Origin of the sequence: Marinomonas gallaica (assembly GCF_001639745.1) — a bacterium.
In the GTDB taxonomy this organism is placed as follows: Bacteria; Pseudomonadota; Gammaproteobacteria; order Pseudomonadales; family Marinomonadaceae; genus Marinomonas; species Marinomonas gallaica.
Genome location: NZ_LTAX01000019.1, coordinates 21,173 through 37,984 on the forward strand (window position 1 = coordinate 21,173; position 16,812 = coordinate 37,984).

The 16,812-nt window shown below is 45.4% G+C and carries 13 protein-coding genes; 6 read left to right on the forward strand and 7 right to left on the reverse strand.

Annotated features, from left to right (window positions below; translation table 11 throughout):
• Nucleotides 1–16: 16 nt before the first annotated feature.
• Together AYW76_RS14900 and trmB are read left to right on the forward strand one after the other, a co-directional pair.
• Nucleotides 17–412, forward strand: a complete 396-nt coding sequence (locus AYW76_RS14900; protein WP_067222404.1) for a DUF423 domain-containing protein — start codon at nt 17–19, stop codon at nt 410–412.
• A gap of 64 nt (nt 413–476) precedes the next feature.
• On the forward strand, nt 477–1,190 hold the full coding sequence (gene trmB, locus AYW76_RS14905) for a tRNA (guanosine(46)-N7)-methyltransferase TrmB (protein WP_067222407.1): 714 nt from the start codon (nt 477–479) through the stop codon (nt 1,188–1,190).
• Nucleotides 1,191–1,254: 64 nt separating this feature from the next.
• On the opposite strand, the gene AYW76_RS14910 is transcribed toward trmB, so the two are convergent.
• On the reverse strand, nt 1,255–1,653 hold the full coding sequence (locus AYW76_RS14910; protein WP_067038509.1) for an H-NS histone family protein: 399 nt from the start codon (nt 1,651–1,653) through the stop codon (nt 1,255–1,257).
• 228 nt (nt 1,654–1,881) lie between these two features.
• On the opposite strand from AYW76_RS14910, the gene AYW76_RS14915 reads away from it, so the two are divergent.
• Nucleotides 1,882–4,044: a Tex family protein gene (locus AYW76_RS14915; protein ID WP_067222410.1), complete on the forward strand. Its 2,163-nt coding sequence runs from the start codon at nt 1,882–1,884 to the stop codon at nt 4,042–4,044.
• A gap of 51 nt (nt 4,045–4,095) precedes the next feature.
• On the opposite strand, the gene AYW76_RS14920 is transcribed toward AYW76_RS14915, so the two are convergent.
• Complete coding sequence (locus AYW76_RS14920; protein WP_067038511.1) at nt 4,096–5,001, reverse strand: LysR family transcriptional regulator; 906 nt, start codon at nt 4,999–5,001, stop codon at nt 4,096–4,098.
• A 161-nt stretch (nt 5,002–5,162) separates the two neighbouring features.
• On the opposite strand from AYW76_RS14920, the gene AYW76_RS14925 reads away from it, so the two are divergent.
• Nucleotides 5,163–5,756 carry an FMN-dependent NADH-azoreductase gene (locus tag AYW76_RS14925; protein WP_067222413.1) on the forward strand — a complete coding sequence of 198 codons (594 nt, stop codon included), beginning with the start codon at nt 5,163–5,165 and terminating at the stop codon, nt 5,754–5,756.
• Nucleotides 5,757–5,824: 68 nt separating this feature from the next.
• On the opposite strand, the gene AYW76_RS14930 is transcribed toward AYW76_RS14925, so the two are convergent.
• Nucleotides 5,825–7,240, reverse strand: coding sequence for an MBL fold metallo-hydrolase RNA specificity domain-containing protein (locus AYW76_RS14930; RefSeq protein ID WP_067222417.1), 1,416 nt, complete (start codon nt 7,238–7,240; stop codon nt 5,825–5,827).
• Nucleotides 7,241–7,453: 213 nt separating this feature from the next.
• Between AYW76_RS14930 and glmU the strand changes: the two genes are divergently transcribed.
• Together glmU and glmS are read left to right on the forward strand one after the other, a co-directional pair.
• Nucleotides 7,454–8,821, forward strand: a complete 1,368-nt coding sequence (glmU, locus tag AYW76_RS14935; RefSeq protein WP_067222419.1) for a bifunctional UDP-N-acetylglucosamine diphosphorylase/glucosamine-1-phosphate N-acetyltransferase GlmU — start codon at nt 7,454–7,456, stop codon at nt 8,819–8,821.
• Between the two features lies 1 nt (nt 8,822).
• Nucleotides 8,823–10,652: a glutamine--fructose-6-phosphate transaminase (isomerizing) gene (gene glmS, locus AYW76_RS14940; RefSeq protein ID WP_067222423.1), complete on the forward strand. Its 1,830-nt coding sequence runs from the start codon at nt 8,823–8,825 to the stop codon at nt 10,650–10,652.
• Between the two features lie 73 nt (nt 10,653–10,725).
• Here the strand turns inward: glmS and AYW76_RS14945 are convergent, their stop codons facing one another.
• From AYW76_RS14945 to AYW76_RS14960, 4 genes are read right to left on the reverse strand one after another with little or no spacing between them, the layout of a single operon-like run.
• Nucleotides 10,726–11,328, reverse strand: coding sequence for a response regulator transcription factor (locus tag AYW76_RS14945; RefSeq protein ID WP_067222425.1), 603 nt, complete (start codon nt 11,326–11,328; stop codon nt 10,726–10,728).
• A 22-nt stretch (nt 11,329–11,350) separates the two neighbouring features.
• On the reverse strand, nt 11,351–12,694 hold the full coding sequence (locus AYW76_RS14950; RefSeq protein WP_067222428.1) for an HlyD family type I secretion periplasmic adaptor subunit: 1,344 nt from the start codon (nt 12,692–12,694) through the stop codon (nt 11,351–11,353).
• Entirely contained in the window at nt 12,691–14,868 is a 2,178-nt protein-coding gene (locus AYW76_RS14955; RefSeq protein WP_067222431.1) for a type I secretion system permease/ATPase, read from the reverse strand. Before AYW76_RS14955 ends, AYW76_RS14950 begins: the two co-directional genes overlap by 4 nt.
• Complete coding sequence (locus AYW76_RS14960; protein WP_067222435.1) at nt 14,865–16,790, reverse strand: bifunctional diguanylate cyclase/phosphodiesterase; 1,926 nt, start codon at nt 16,788–16,790, stop codon at nt 14,865–14,867. Before AYW76_RS14960 ends, AYW76_RS14955 begins: the two co-directional genes overlap by 4 nt.
• Nucleotides 16,791–16,812: the final 22 nt, after the last annotated feature.

Below are 16,812 nucleotides of genomic sequence, written 5' to 3' on the forward strand. Positions count from 1 at the left end.
AGCAACAAGGTTCAACATGCAGCTTTCCCGTGTTCAGCAGCGTTGGGGTGCGATCGCTACGCTTCAAGCCTTTATTTCTGTTGCCGCCGGGGCTTTCGGAGCTCATGGTTTAAAGCAGATCGTTGCCGAGCAGAACCTAGCTTGGTGGCAAACCGCTAGCCAATATATGATGTACCACAGCTTAGGTGGTATTTTAGCTGTTGTGTTGATGGCCGTCAGTGCGCGATTTCTATGGTCTGTGAAACTTTTTACCTTGGGTAATCTGTTGTTTTCAGGCTCGCTCTTCGTTATGACGCTAACAGATATTCGTCTGCTGGGCGCCGTCACGCCGATTGGCGGTGTGCTGTACTTAAGCGGTTGGTTCGTGCTGCTAATTGGTTTCTTTAAGCCACATAAGAATGTGGTGAATTAACAGACATTTTTATTCGATTTTAGTACCATACGCGCCTAATTTAGAATTTGAGATTGGCAACTCCATGCAAGACGAACAAAACCCAACAGATACAGAAGTAAAACAACGCAGAATACGCAGTTTTGTTGTACGCGGTGGTCGTATGACAGATGGGCAGCAAAAAGCCTATGACGCCAATTGGGAAGTCTATGGTTTGGACGTTGTCAATGGTCGTATCGCTTACGAAGATGTGTTCGGTCGTACATCCGACGTCGTGCTTGAAGTAGGCTTTGGTATGGGCGCATCGTTGGTTGAAATGGCCAAAAACGCCCCTGAAAAAGATTTTATTGGTATCGAAGTGCACCCGCCAGGTGTGGCAAAATTGATGATGTTGGCAGCCGAAGCAGGCGTCAATAACATTCGAGTGTACTGTCACGATGCCATCGAAGTGATGGCTGATTGCTTACCACAAGGTCAAGCGTCGACTTTTCAGTTATTCTTCCCCGATCCATGGCACAAAAAGAAGCATAACAAACGCCGCATCGTACAGCCGTTATTTGCACAGCAAGTGGCCAATGTATTGAAAGTAGGTGGTGCTTTCCATATGGCGACAGATTGGGAGGCTTACGCTGAACACATGCTGGAAGTGATGGAAGAGCAAAAGAACTATGAAAACGCAGCCGGTAAAAACCAATATCACCCACGTCCAGAATGGCGTCCATTGACGAAATTCGAGCAGCGTGGTGAGCGTTTAGGCCATGGTGTCTGGGATTTGATCTATACCAAAATCACTGACTAATTGGTCATTGTGAGACATAAAAAAACCGACGCACGCGTCGGTTTTTTTATTTAACTGTGCAGCGTTATTTGATCTCTGCAGACTCGCGAGAGTTGCCCGCATCCAAATACTCTTGGAATGCCTTCGGTGTGCGACCACGGCCACTCCACTCGATGGTTTCGCCATTCCATTCAATACGGTATTTAGGTTTTACCGTTTTGCCTTTGGTTGGGTTGCTGCGAGCACCGCTTAGCGCAGCGATCTCTTCAAGCGTTAAGCCGCTTGCTTCAATTAGCTTAGCGATATCGGCCGCTTGGCGTGATTTTTCTTCGACTTCAGCTTGACGTGCTTGCTCGTCTTCTTGCATTTTAACCAACGCATTATTGAACCCTTCGATTAGGTTCTCTAACTGTGGAATGGTTAACTCTTTTGCCGCTGCACGTGCTTTGGCTTTGTTTCCGGCTAGCTCTGCTAATAAGCTCATGGTTTCCCCTAATAATCTGAAACGCATTAATCAACGCGAACACAGAACAGAAATCCATCCAAAACTGTGTTTTTCTTTGGTTTTATAAACAGGTAAGCTTAAATCCAACTTACAAGAATTTGTCTTGCTAAGAATAGCATTAAATAGAGTATTCGTATCAATACTGACCGACTAGTTTAATAAAAAATTCCTTAATATGCTAACTCTCTTCATTTTTAAGTAAATAATATGACCACATTGATTAATATCTTGTTAAAGACCTTAGCAAAAGAATATTCGACCCCAGAAAAAACGGTTAAAAACATCCTTTCATTATTTGAAGAGGGGGCGACCGTACCGTTTATTGCACGCTACCGTAAAGAGGTAACGGGTGCTATGACGGATGAGACATTACGCGAGTTCCATGGCCGTTGGCTGTACTTAGTGGAGTTAGAGAAACGTCGCATAGCAATTGTAGAGTTATTAAAAGAGCTGCCTGATATTCCTGCTTCAGTTTTTAGTGCTGTCGAAAAAGCGAGCAGTAAAACCGAGTTAGAAGATATTTACGCGCCGTTTAAAAAGACTCGTAAAACCAAAGCCGATAGCGCCATTGAGCTAGGTTTGCTGCCGTTCTCCATTGCATTATGGCGTGATGGTGCAGCGTTAGCGCAACAGCACTATGAGCAAACCAAAGCGAGCTTTAAACAGCCGCTTTCATTAGCGGAGGCGAAAGCAGGCGCTTCGGATATTATTGTTGAGAAATTATCCCAGAATATTCACACCTTGCAGCAAGGTAAGTTATTTCTTCAAAAAGAAGGTGTGTTAGTCAGTAAAGTGATGCGTGGTAAAAAAGAAGTAGGGGAAAAGTTTCGTGACTACTTTGATTATCGTGAAGCGCTTAAAAAATGCCCGCCTCATCGATTGCTGGCATTATTTCGGGGGAAAAAAGAAAGTATATTAAAGCTAGCAATTGAATCCGATGAAGCGTTGCCTTACCCCCTAAATAACACAGTCAATACGATTCCACTGGGTTTTCCAGAACTTAAAGAACGTACGCCGAGTAAAGAAAAACTTGCCTGGTTAGAAAAAGCGTGGCTTGAAAAAATACAGCCTAAATTGGAATCGGACTTACTTGCAGAGCTAAAAGAGTTAGCGGAAAAGGGTGCGATTGAAGTATTTCAAAACAATTTAAAAGATTTGCTTATGGCTGCGCCAGCTGGAGCGAAGCGAACGTTAGCATTAGACCCTGGGTTTCGTAATGGTGTGAAGTGGGCCGCGGTCGATGAATATGGCCAATTATTAGACTACGGTGTGGTGTACCCGCATGCACCTCAAAACAAGGCAACCGAAGCACAAGCAAAGCTCGCGCAGGTTATCCAAGCACATAATATCGAGTGGCTCGTGATCGGTAATGGTACGGCGTCTCGGGAAACACAAACCTTGGCCGAAGACATGATTCAGCAAAGATCGTTAAACTGCCGCTGCGTCATCGTATCAGAAGCGGGCGCTTCCGTTTATTCGGCATCGCCTGTCGCCATTGAAGAATTCCCAGAATTGGATGTTACGATTCGAGGGGCAATCTCCATCGCGCGACGTTTCCAAGACCCGCTTGCTGAACTGGTGAAAATTGACCCGCAAGCGATAGGCGTTGGTCAGTACCAACACGATGTAAAAGCCAATCGGCTAGGCGATGCGCTAAGTGTCGTGGTGGAGGATTGTGTGAACGCAGTAGGGGTGGATTTAAACCTAGCCTCGGTATCATTGCTCACGTATGTATCGGGTTTAACACAACGTATGGCGCAAAATATTGTTGAGTTTCGCGAGCAAGTTGGCGGCTTTAGTAGCCGTATGCAGTTGAAAAAGGTCAAAGGCATTGGAGAAAAAGCGTTTGAGCAATGTGCGGGCTTTTTACGTATTCGTGGCGGCAGTGAGCCTCTTGATACCTCCGCTGTGCACCCAGAGTCCTATAGCGTTATCAAGAGTCTCGCTCGATCGATTGATCTTGAGCTTAACGCATTGGTCGGTAATCCAGAGGGCATAGCGCGTTTAAAGACGGCCCCTGCCGCTGCTGAGCAAGGCCAATATACCTTCCAAGACATCCTGCAAGAACTTGCCAAACCGGGGCGCGATCCACGTCCTGAGTTTAAGTACGCAGGCTTTGATGAAGCGGTGAACAAGATCGAAGATTTGCAAGAGGGGATGAGTCTCGAAGGCGTTGTGACCAATGTTGCGGCGTTTGGTGCCTTTGTGGACTTAGGTGTTCATCAAGATGGTCTGATTCATATTTCGCAATTGGCAGATCGCTTCGTCAAAGATCCGCGTGACGAAGTACGAATCGGCGAAGTGGTGAAAGTGCAGGTGATCGAAGTGGATGTGCAGCGTAAACGCATTGCGTTAAAGCGTTTAAAATAATTGGAAATGGTGGGTAAGGCGTTGCCTTACCCACGTATGTAATGATCGCCGTTAACGGCGAAGATCCGTGCATTGCGCACAGGACTGTTGTAACAGCTCCACAAACAGACGTGTGGCTGGGCCGGTGCGCTCGCCTTTGCCAAAGATTGCGTACATGTGGAAATTACGCTCGCCACCGGATTCTAATTCTAATTTTTTTAAACGGCCGGATTCTAATGCGTCGCGCAAATCGGCCATCGGCAACCAAGCGAAGCCGACGCCTGAAGCCACGACTTCATAAGCAGATTGCACGCTGGAAACCGTCCAGCGGCGATCAGCACCTAGCCATCCTTGGTCAATAGAACTTTCTTGGCCAGAATCGCGAATAACGACTTGCAGTTCTTTTTTCAGGCGTTCGTTACTGATAACACCCTCTTCGGCACATAAAGCGTGATCAGGTGCCGCTACCGCGATCATTTCGACTTCAACAATAGGGTCCGCCAAATAACCTTTTGGCACCATGCCACTTAATACTAAATCCGGTGAGCCTTGTGAAAGCGTATCCAGAGCACCACTGAGTACGACTTCTTTTAGTTGAACCAACGTGCCTTGGCTCTGAGGTTCAAAAGCCTTTAAGGCTCTGAGTAACGCAGGCGTCGGAAAGGCCTCATCCACTACCAGCTCGATTTCAGGTTCCCAGCCTTGCCCGAGCGTGTGAGCCAGTTCTTCTAAATCGATGGCTTCTCTAATTAAATGACGTGAACGTCGTAATAATACTTCGCCACGCTCGGTTAACTTGGCTTTACGACCATCAATCGTAAGCAGCGGATAACCTAGCTGCTCCTGTAATTTAGCAACGGTGTAGCTGATTGAGGACTGGCTTTTGTGTAATGCTTCGGCGGCTTGAGCAAAGCCCCCTTTATCAACAACGGCCTGTAAAACGCGCCATTGTTCTAACGTCACTCTTGGAGCTTTCATAGAGAATCTTCCACGTAGTTCGTATTTACCTTCTTTTATATCGTATTTTTCGATGCAAATCGTCAAAAACTTACGCTTTTATATCAGAAAAACTGGTTCTAATATGGGCGCATCGAACAAATTTGAAGCAAAGCTTCAGCAAATATATTAGGAGATTACTCATGACAACGTTACTACGAATTGATTCAAGTGCATCCGGTGACAACTCAAAATCACGCCAACTAGCGGATGCTTTTGTGGCACAGTGGCAAGCGCAAAATCCTAATGGCACAGTTGTCATTCGCGATGTTAATGCGAAGCCACTGCCACATTTTACCAGTGAAACATTGGCGGCACTGTTTACACCTGAAGAAGATCGCAGCGCCGAGCAGAAAGCGATCGTTGCCATCGGCGATGAATTAATTGAAGAGTTAGAAGCGGCCGATGTCGTTGCCGTCAGTGCTCCGATCTATAACTTCAGCATTCCATCTACGCTAAAATCGTATTTTGATTACATCGCCCGTGCTGGCCGTACGTTTAAATACACAGAAGAAGGCCCAGTTGGCTTGGTGAATAAAGACGCATACATCTTCTCTGCAAGTGGTAGCTTCCTAGAAAATACACCATACGATCATCAACTACCGTACGTTAAGACCTTCCTTAACTTCCTAGGTCTGAATGTTAGAGATGCTTTTGTAGCAGGCGGTCAAGCGATGGGAGAAGAGGGTGACAAAGCGTTTGCTTCAGCAAAAGGGCGCATTGTCGAGGCCGTTTAGTATCCAGCAAACGCGATCGGTATAAATGATATAAAGCCCCTGTATGCTGCCATACAGGGGCTTTTTGCTTAGTGTACCACCTCAACATGATCAAGCTTGGCTTGCAGTGCCTGTTGCAGTGCCAACTTTGCATCATGTTCGCCGTGCACTAAATGGATCTTTTTTGGAGGCTGACGCATTCCACTGGCAAAGCGTACCAAATCTTGTTGCCCAGCATGGGCCGAATAACCTCCAATTTGCCAAACCTTTGCTCGAATCGGGTAGCGTTGGCCATCTAACATGACGTATCCATCATCTCGATTATTGTACGTCAATAGGTCTCTTCCCGGAGTGCCTTGAGCTTGATAGCCAACAAACACAACATCGTTACGTGCGTCGCCTAATAGAGCTTTCAGATAATTGACAATGCGCCCACCCGCACACATGCCAGACGCGGCAATAACAACAGCAGGGCGCTTTTGTAGTGCTAAGTAGGCAACCGTTTGCTCATGCAGCGCATGATCGTCAATGGTAGTCAGCTGTTCAAAATCGAGAGGGTGCCGACCTTGATGTAAGCGCTGCTGAGCTTCTTGGTCCCAATAGGGCTTTAATTCTCGATAGACGTCAGTGAATTGGCTAGCCAATGGTGAGTCAACAATAATATCTAGCTCGTGCCAATGTATGGCTTTTCCTGTCGTAGTGTGGCTCACACATTGCTCAGCATGATCATGGATGATGCTTTCTATTTCATAGAGCAACTCTTGTGTACGCCCGATGGAAAAAGCCGGAATCAACACCACACCACCATCCGCGAGTGCGCCTTCCATTGAGGCTTGTAGGCGCTGACGACGGTGATGTCGGTCTTCATGGTGACGATCACCGTAAGTGCTTTCCAGTACCAGCTGATCTGCTCGGCACGGCGATTTAGGAGCGTCTAACAGAGGTGCATAAGGTGCGCCGAGGTCCCCTGAAAAGACGATGTCCCATGGTTTATCTTGCTGTATGCGAACCGTGGCGTAAGCTGAGCCTAAAATATGCCCAGCGGGCGATAGCTTAAGCTGACAGTGCCCCTGAAATGAAGTGAGCAGCGGTGCATCATGCCAAGTTTCGTAATCGAGCGGCACAACCTGTGATCTGAGTCTTGTTAAGCAGGCCTCGATAATGCTCCGGTTACGAGTGACACCCACTTTTAATGCATCTTCAATCACCAGAGGGAGTAACTTCGCGCTTGGAATGGAGCAAAAGATCGGGCCATTAAACCCTGCCGCCAATAAATAAGGGATGCGTCCAATATGGTCTATGTGTACATGAGTGACGATCAGTCCTTGAATACGTGATGCATCAAATTCAATACTGAGAGTATGCGCGTTGGCGCCATTATCAGACGTTTCCGCTCCTTGGAATAATCCGCAATCTACCAGCAAGCTGTTATGTTCGTCTAAGATCAGCTCATGACACGACCCTGTGACGCCACTTTTTGCGCCGTGATGAATAATCTCGTACATACACTGTCCTTATGATGCCAAGAAGTAGATTTAAAGAACGTGATGCTAGCATAGTTTTTTTAGCGGGCTCTATGATCCAGCGCATGTGCAATGGACAAGATTATGACGCTTACTTGTCAAAAATTTTATGACAAAACGAATTGCGACAAAGTTGAACAAAAGGTCTAATACAGCTCAATTAAAGATGACGATTAAATAGTGGGTAAGCGCTCTATGACACAGGATATTGTGATCCTTGCTGCAGGCAAGGGAAGCCGAATGAAATCAGCCTATTCTAAGGTGCTTCATAAAATTGGTGGTGAAGCGATGGTACGTCGCGTACTGGCTACGGCAACAGGCTTAAGCAATGCTCAGTTACATTTAGTGGTTGGCCATCAAGGTGAACAGGTTGAGCAAGCTTGTCAGGATTTTTCTGCCAATATCGTATGGCAAGACAATCCTCAAGGTACCGGCGATGCGCTACGTCGAGCAGCGCCGTTCCTAAGCGAAAACGGTACCACGTTGACCCTATACGGTGATGTTCCTTTGATTCAGCGTTCTACGCTGGAGCGTATGTTGTCTCTATCTAACGATAACACTCTGGTACTGCTGACCATTAAGCTGGATAACCCCGTTGGCTACGGGCGTATCGTGCGTGATACACAAGGTGCTGTGACCGCCATTGTCGAACAAAAAGACGCGTCACCAGAGCAGCTTTTAATCAACGAAGTAAACACCGGTATTTTATTGGCGCCGAATGCGAAGTTGCAGCACTGGTTGAATGCACTGACCAACGACAATGCCCAAGGCGAGTATTATTTAACCGATATTATTGCCATGGCGGCAGAGCAAGGTGTTGAAATCGTAACGGTTCACCCAGAGCAAGCGTCGGAAGTCAGTGGTGTTAACGATCGTGTGCAATTGGCAACCTTAGAGCGTGTTTGGCAACAGCAACAAGCGGAACAATTGATGCGTTCTGGCGCAACCCTAATGGACCCGCAGCGTATCGATATTCGTGGAAAGCTAACCACTGGGCAAGACTGTATTATTGATGTGAACTGTGTTTTTGAAGGTGTCGTGACATTGGGTAAAAACGTAGAAGTGGGCCCTAACTGTGTGTTGAAAAACTGCACAGTAGCGGACAACACCGTCATTAAAGCCAATACTATGATTGAAGACAGCCAAGTTGGTGCACACTGTGATCTGGGTCCATTCGCGCGTTTGCGCCCAGGCACAGTGCTGTCCAATAAAGCCAAAATAGGCAACTTCGTTGAAACAAAAAAAGCGTTTATCGGCGAAGGCAGTAAGGTTAATCATCTAAGCTACGTCGGTGACACGCAAATGGGGGCGGATGTAAATGTTGGCGCAGGCACCATTACTTGCAATTATGATGGTGTGAACAAATTCCAAACGATCATCGGCGACGGTGTGTTTGTTGGTTCAAACTCAGCGTTAGTCGCGCCCGTTGAAATTCAAGCAGGTGCAACCATTGCCGCAGGTTCCACCATCACCAAAGCTGTGGCGGAAAATCAATTGGCCTTTGCCCGAGCAAAACAAACAAACAAAGATGGTTGGGCGCGTCCGACTAAGCAGGAGAAATAATATGTGTGGTATCGTCGGCGCTATTGCCCAGCGTAATGTTGCGAAAATTTTATTAGAAGGTTTGTCACGCCTAGAATATCGCGGTTATGACTCCTCTGGTGTGGCCATCAATAATGAAGTTGGCGTACGTGCGCATCGTGCTGTAGGTAAAGTGCAAGCACTAAAAGATAAGTTCGAAAGTGCGCCATTAGACGGCAAGATGGGCATCGCTCACACTCGTTGGGCAACACATGGTAAACCGACGGAAGAGAACGCACATCCTCATTTTTCAGGTGACGATTTGGCCTTGGTGCACAATGGCATCATTGAAAACCATGAGACCCTACGCCGTAACTTGATTGAACTGGGCTACGAATTTCGTTCGCAAACCGATACTGAAGTGATTGTTCACTTAATCCACAATGCCCTGAAAACAGAGCCGGATTTACTGCAAGCAGTTAAGAATGCGCTAAAACACTTGCATGGCGCCTTTGCCATTGCCGTGACTCTGAATCATGAGAATGACCGCCTGATTGCGGCTCGTAAAGGCAGCCCGCTGGTGGTGGGAGTCGGTATTGAAGAAAACTTCGTCGCATCGGACCAGCTAGCGCTGTTGCATGTGACAGACCAATTTATCTTCCTTGAAGAAGGCGATGTGGTGGAACTGACGCGTGATCAAATCACGGTTTTCGACGCTAATGATCAAGTGCAAGAGCGCCCTATTAGTGTATTTAATCATCACGTAGACGCGTCAGACAAAGGCGAATTCCGCCACTACATGCTTAAAGAAATCTACGAACAACCGAAAGTGATTGCTGCCTGTTTAGAGGGTCGCATTAGCGAAGATCGCGTATTAACCAGTAGTTTTGGTGCCGATTCGGCGTTTTTGAAAGATGTGGAAAATATACATATCGTCGCCTGTGGTACCAGTTATCACGCCGGCATGGTGGCTAAATACTGGATTGAGGAGCTGGCCAATATTCCTTGTTCGGTAGAAGTGGCGAGCGAGTACCGTTATCGCAAAGTGGCCGTACCGAAAAAATCCTTGTTCCTGACGCTGTCACAGTCCGGTGAAACGGCCGACACTTTGGCGGCCATGCGTATGGCTAAGGGACTGGGTTATCTGACAACGTTGGCCATTTGTAATGTGCCGTCTTCCACATTAGTGCGCGAATCAGATCTGACACTGTTAACACGCGCCGGTACGGAAATCGGCGTTGCTTCAACCAAGGCCTTCACTACTCAGTTGACGGCGCTATTGATTACATCAATAGCTATTGCCGCGGAGAAGGGCGAATTAAGCGATGATAAACACACGGCATTAGTGCATGCGCTGCGCTCGTTACCTGCCTATGTCGATGCAGCGATCAAACAAGACAGCGCGATTAAATTGGTGTCTGAACACTTTGCCAATAAGCATAACGCTTTGTTCCTAGGTCGTGGCCCGATGTTCCCGATTGCACTAGAAGGGGCATTAAAACTGAAAGAAATCAGTTACATTCACGCCGAGGCTTACCCCGCTGGTGAATTGAAGCATGGCCCATTAGCGCTGGTGGACGAAACCATGCCGATCATCACCGTTGCACCGAATAATCAGATGCTCGACAAACTGAAGTCGAACCTACAAGAAGTGCGTGCCCGTGGTGGCGAACTGTTTGTATTTGGCGCCAAAGAAACAGGCTTCGCGCAAGCCGAAGGCATTCATTACAATGAAATTCCGTGGGTGGAAGAAGTGCTTGAGCCAATCGTACACACTATCCCGTTGCAACTGTTGTCGTACCATGTCGCCGTGGTAAAAGGCACCGATGTCGACCAGCCTAGGAATTTAGCCAAGAGCGTCACGGTCGAATAGTTAGTTAAAAGTCAAATTACTAAAGCTAATATTTTTCTTATAAAATAATGAAATATTAGCTTTATAATTTTAATTAATGGGGTAGCTTTCCTGAAATCTTTAGTACTAGTGCTAGACGATCATTAACATTGAATTTATCAAACAGATTTCTGACATGAGATTTTACGGTACGCTCAGAGATGCTCATTTTTTTGGCTATTTGTTTATTACTGAGTCCTTGTAAAATAGCTTCTGCAGTTTCTAGTTCTCGAGACGTGAGTGTTTCTTTCCACTGCTCTAAATCAGGTGATGACTGCTGGGTACCTTTAATTAAAGCACTCATCACCTCATGTCCAATCATAATATTGTTTTGTTTAACTGTCTGAAGTACTTGTTCAAGTTGAACCGCTGAAAGAGTTTTAGGTATATAACCCTTAATGCCTAACCTGAATAGCTCAATACCTTCTTCAGTTCGGTGATGATCACTAACAACAATAACACTTGGATAGTTATGAATACATTCAATAAGCATTTCTTTTTGGTCAACCAATTGATGGATATGAAACAAAACAATCTGTGATCCGGGTGGAATTAATTTTAATTTCGAAGTGATAAAACAGGATCGAAAATATGCTAGCCAAGCAGTGAACTCACGTGGTTGCGTAGTAAGTAGAGTGAAGATATTTACTTTTTCCATGTTTAACGTATATTCCTATCCATTAAGATTCTCTTAATGCAAGCTCTTTCGTTTTTAGGATGGGTTTAAGTAAGTAATCCAGTATTGTGTGTTTCCCCACTATGACATCTACGCTAGCCATCATTCCTGGCATCAGATTAAGTGGATTTAGCTTATCACCAAGATGATTTCGTTTTGTTCTAATCTTAACGATGTAATAACTTTTACCTTCCTCATCGGTTATAGTATCGGCTGAAACTTGTTCTACAACGCCATCAAGCCCGCCATAGATAGCGAAGTCGTACGCAGTAAATTTCACTTTAGCAGGCAATCCTTTTTTGATGAATCCTATGTCAGAAGGTTGAACACGCGTCTCTAAGATCAGTGAATCCTCAATAGGGACGATTTTTACTAAATTACTACCTGGTTGTACTACTTCCCCAAGTGTATTTACGAGCATCTCTGAAATGACACCGCTGACTGGCGATTGAATATTTGTGCGTTGAACCTTGTCTTGCAGTGCTACATTAATATTTTCCAGCTGTGAGATACGAGCTAAGGTATCGTTTAGGGATTCTTGGGCATCGTTACGGCCTTTTTGGCGAATTTCAGCGATTTTTTGTCGAGTTTCTTCGATTACTGCTCGATATTTTGGTATCGATTGTTCGATGGAATTCAGCTTACCAAACGTATCATTCCGTTCACGGCGTGTTTTGAGCAAACTAACTTCTGAAGCAAATCCACGCTCAACTAAGGGTTTGGTCATTTCGATTTCTTGATCTAGAAGTGCAAGAGAGTTACGTAGTTGGTCTAGCTGCTCGCGTGCATTGTCGAGTTCCGTTTTGTGCTGTACGATTTGTTGCTGAATAATTTCTATCGCGATTTTTTCCTGTTTTTCTTGCTCATGAAACAAGCTTTGCTCACGCAGATAAAACTGCTTTTCAAAGTTGGATTCGTAGGTTTCAGGTGTAACGAACTCAGTTTGCTTGGTCTTTGCCGTCAATCGAGCGGCCTTAGCTTTCAATGCTTGCATTTCCAGCAGCTTTTCGCTGAATGAGCTGGCAAACTGGGTATTATCCAGCAGAATCAGAGTCTGATTTTGCTTAACGATATCACCGGAAGACGCCAAGATCTCACTGATAATCCCACCTTCTAAATTTTGGACAATTTGTACTTTATTAGATGGAACAACCTTACCCGAGCCGCGTATGATTTTATCTAACTCTGCCATATTAGCCCAAAAAATGAGCCAAATAACGGCTAACAATATGGTCCAAGTAATCAGAGTAGAGTAACGTTTTGGTCTTTCCAAGGCGGCCTGGCTTAAACTCGAGACGAACTCAATATCATCACTGGAAAGTTGTTTATTTAAATGTTTAGACTTCATTCGTTGGCCTCACTTTTGGCAGGCGCACCATTTCGTTTCTTCAGGTATTCAAGTACATGCTCTTTTTGACCATCGGCGACGATCGCGCCGTCTTCCAGAACCAGCAAGCGGTCAACCAATGCCATTAAGCTCATTTTATGGGTGACCAATAAAAAGGTGCTGTTGAGTTTCGCTTGTTTGAGGTTCTTGATTAATGCTTGTTCAGTGGTGCCATCCATCGTATTGGTTGGCTCGTCCATTAATAGAAAAGGTGCATCAAGTAGTAAAGCTCGAGCGATACCAATACTTTGACGTTGGCCGCCAGAAAGGTTTTGACCATTTTCATTTACCTGAAGGCCATAACCAGCTGAATGGCGTTTGATAAAAGCATCGACTCCCGCTAAACGCGAAGCCCGAAGGATGACATCATCTTCCACGTAAGGCGCACGGTAGGCGATGTTTTCACGCACATTGCCGCGAAATAGTACGACATCTTGCGGTACATAATTAATGTTGCGACGTAGCTCCGCAGGGTCTAGTTGATTAATATCAATACCATCAATCAAAATGTTGCCTGAATCGACTTTGTAAAAGCCAAGAATAAGCTTCTCGATTGTCGACTTACCTGATCCAATGCGACCAATGATACCTACTTTTTCGAACTGATTGATTTTAAACGAGACATTTTTAAGTGTTGGTTGAGACTCATCAGGATAGGTGAAGGTGACATCGATAAATTCAATGGAGCCTTCAAAGTTCGGATGCTCGATAAAACGCTTATTGCTTGGGCGTTCTATGTCTTTCGCCATTAAGTCGTTGAGAGAGTTATAGGCGGTTTTGGTTTGTTGATAGCTACCAAGCAATCCTGCGACTTGGCTCATGGGAGATATTGCGCGCTGACTTAGAATCACTGTTGCAATTAACCCACCCAGCGTTAGGTTACCATCAGCAATGAGGTACACGCCTGTCAGCACTATTAGCACAGTACTCATCTGCTGCATGTAGCCCGTCATACGCGAGATCGAGCTTTGCATCATTTTGGACTTCAGGCTCGTGCGAGCGATTTCGCCTACGGCTTGTTCCCATTTCCATTGCATCTTTGATTCAACGCCCAAGGCCTTTACTGTGGACATGGTCGACAGCGACTCAATCAACACACTGTTTTTCTGATCCTGCGCTTCATAAGTAGCCTCAATGCTGCGCTGGATAGGTTTACGCATAATAAGGCTGTAGGCCACCATAAGTAGAATTATGCCAATCGGTACCCACACAATCTGCCCAGCAAGATAGAAAATAACGGCTAAAAAGATCGTCACGAAAGGCAGGTCGACTAACGCTGAAATAGCACTTGAAGTAATGAAATTACGAATACTGTCGAATTCTTTTAGCTTGTTGGCAAAACTGCCTACAGTGCCAGTGCGGCCTGCAGCGGTGAGGCCGAGTGTTTGCTCAAAGAGTTTAGACGATATTTGCACATCACTTTTTTTGGCCGCCACTTCGAGAAAGTGGGAGCGTAAATACTTTAGGACGAGGTCGAAAAGGTAAATGACCGTGATGCCAAGCACCAACACCCAAAGAGATTCCATTGCATTATTTGGCACAATACGGTCATACACGTTCATGACGAAGAGTGGGTTGGCCAAGACAAACAAGTTGATAACAAATGATGCCGCCACCACATCTCGGTACATAGCGCGATTGCGCCAGATAGATGACCAAAACCAGTGTTTTTCATCTGTGTGAACGAGTTGCTCCGAAGAGCCACTCTGGTGTTGTGTATGCGTTAGATAAATGGCATAGCCAAGGTAAACATCTTCTAAAGATGTTAAGGAAACACTTTTCCAGCCGTCGGGTGCTGAGCTAAAAATAACCTGAGCTGTACCGTTCTCTTGGTCAATTTCCTGTAGAACACAGGCGGTATTATCTTTTAGGGTTAAAATACATGGCAGAACAAGTCGCGAGATCTGCTTGAGCGTGCGCGGTTTAAAGCTGGCTTTGAGGCCCGCCCGCTTGGCTGCCCGCTTAAAGAGATCGGGTGTGATGACATCCGAGTTAAGAGGTAGCCCAGCGGTTAGTGCGTCTTTCGTATAAGGCGTTTGTGTCAGCTTTGTATAAGCAATCAAACACTCTAGCAGTGGATCATGCGCCTCGATGTGTTCAGCGTTGCTAACGGCTTCTAAGGATTCTGTGCTCATAATGGGATCGGAGTACTGAAGTAATAGCCTTGGAAATAGCGAACGCCTGAACTCTTGAAGGCTTCAAGCTGGGCTTCTTGTTCGATCGACATAGCGAAGACATCAATGTCTAGGTTGCTAGCAACTTCACAGATACTTTCAACGTAAGAGTTAGTGCTGGCATCAGATTCAATCTGATCGCTAAATGAGGCGTCCAATTTTATATAATCTGGCTGTAAGGTTTTCAAATATTGCAAGTCAGCGACTTGAATGCCAAAGCGATCAATCCCCACCTTGAATCCAAATTGGCGCAATACATTAAAGATATTTTTACAGGCAGCGAGATTGTTGTAGACTGCGCTTTCAGGGAACTCAAAGGCCAATTTAGCGCCGCGTGCTTGTTCTAAATGAGGAACTAACTGATCAAAAGCGTTGCTACTTAATAGCAGCGATTTACTAAGGTTAATGGAATAAACTGTGCTACTTTGCTCAGACTGTAAGTGTTCAGTGACCAGTCGTAATACCAACTGATCAATTTTGCTTTCCATTCGGAGCTGCTCAACGGCAGGCATAAAGTAAGCAGCGGATTGAATTTTACCGTCATCACCTATCATACGTACTAGCAACTCACTTTCATATGTTGCCTTTTCAAGGTTGAACGCATCTTGTTTAAACAGCTTAAAGCGACGTTCAACAATCGCCGTATCAATGAGTTGCTGCCACTGATCGTTATTAAATGCACGTTGAGCATCTTCTCGCTGTACTTGAACCGAGTCATTATAAACTTCGCCAGCTTGCTGGATTAAAAAGTCTAGTTGACTAAACATCTTAGATTTCGACTCGTTCGGTGTATAGCGAGCAATAGCGGCTGTAAGCTCTATAGGCATTTCTTCTAAGTTGAGCTCTTCACGCAATGTTTTGGTGGCTAAAAGCAATTGATCAGCATTCTTTTGTATCGAGCTAGGTTTGGTGTTGGGCAATAACGCAATCAATTCAATACCATTTAAGCGGACGTATACCCCATCCGTCGTACTTAACGTCGTACGAAATATACGTGCTAAATGTTTGACCAGTTCGTTACCCAATTGATAGCCATAATGCGTGTTAAACTCTTTTAAACCATTGATACGCAAAAGATAAACAGTACCTTGAGCGGTCGTCTGGTCTTCGTCGACAATGCTGCTAAATGTCATATCGAAATAGTGGCGGTTATACAACCCTGTGACACTGTCTTGATATGCCATAGAACGTAGTTTTTCGGCTACTTGCGCTTCGCGGGTGAATACTTGTTGTAGCTTAGTCACCATACCGTTCATGGCATTGACGAGTTGGCGGAACTCCGTTGTTTTAGGGAGCGGGTCCTGTAAAATATACTCTTTATTAGCGATCGCATGAGCTTGTTTTTGGGCTCTTTTTAGCGGACGAAGTAACAGGCGAACCGCAATATAAGCGCTTGTCAAAAATATAGCTGCCGCAATTAAAAACCACTGTACAAGGCTTTTAAATACCAGCCACAATTCAATATAGGCATAGCCTTTATGTGCTTGTACTTTTAGTTTACCAATAGGCATCCAGCCCCGTTGCACGACGGCAGAAGAGGGCGCTATGTTGATATCGACAAGCTCAATAAACCAGTGTGGTATGTCTGAGCTAATGGCGTCATTGCTACGTTGGTAAACTGGCTGACCGTCTATATCTAGCAACTCAATACGAGCAAAATGACCGCGGTCGAATACTGCATCGATCATAGTTTGCGCGCTGGATGGATTGTCAGCTACCGCACTTAAAGAGAGACCTAGAGAGTTGGCCGTATCATAGGAGTGGGACTGTAGCTGCTTTTCTAAAAAAGCTTGTGTCGTGGACATATTTAAACCAAAAGTACCCACCAATAGCACCACAAGCATCAGGCTTATAAAAATCAGAATGTTGGATTTAAAACTCATAATCTATCCTTTACGGAATACC

Coding starts and splice junctions, on each gene's coding strand:
- glmS (WP_067222423.1), top strand. CDS start 8,823: ATGTGTGGTATCGTCGGCGCTATTGCCCAGCGTAATGTTGCGAAAATT.
- trmB (WP_067222407.1), top strand. CDS start 477: ATGCAAGACGAACAAAACCCAACAGATACAGAAGTAAAACAACGCAGA.
- AYW76_RS14925 (WP_067222413.1), top strand. CDS start 5,163: ATGACAACGTTACTACGAATTGATTCAAGTGCATCCGGTGACAACTCA.
- AYW76_RS14930 (WP_067222417.1), bottom strand. CDS start 7,240: ATGTACGAGATTATTCATCACGGCGCAAAAAGTGGCGTCACAGGGTCG.
- AYW76_RS14920 (WP_067038511.1), bottom strand. CDS start 5,001: ATGAAAGCTCCAAGAGTGACGTTAGAACAATGGCGCGTTTTACAGGCC.
- AYW76_RS14955 (WP_067222431.1), bottom strand. CDS start 14,868: ATGAGCACAGAATCCTTAGAAGCCGTTAGCAACGCTGAACACATCGAG.
- AYW76_RS14945 (WP_067222425.1), bottom strand. CDS start 11,328: ATGGAAAAAGTAAATATCTTCACTCTACTTACTACGCAACCACGTGAG.
- AYW76_RS14960 (WP_067222435.1), bottom strand. CDS start 16,790: ATGAGTTTTAAATCCAACATTCTGATTTTTATAAGCCTGATGCTTGTG.
- AYW76_RS14950 (WP_067222428.1), bottom strand. CDS start 12,694: ATGAAGTCTAAACATTTAAATAAACAACTTTCCAGTGATGATATTGAG.
- AYW76_RS14915 (WP_067222410.1), top strand. CDS start 1,882: ATGACCACATTGATTAATATCTTGTTAAAGACCTTAGCAAAAGAATAT.
- glmU (WP_067222419.1), top strand. CDS start 7,454: ATGACACAGGATATTGTGATCCTTGCTGCAGGCAAGGGAAGCCGAATG.
- AYW76_RS14900 (WP_067222404.1), top strand. CDS start 17: ATGCAGCTTTCCCGTGTTCAGCAGCGTTGGGGTGCGATCGCTACGCTT.
- AYW76_RS14910 (WP_067038509.1), bottom strand. CDS start 1,653: ATGAGCTTATTAGCAGAGCTAGCCGGAAACAAAGCCAAAGCACGTGCA.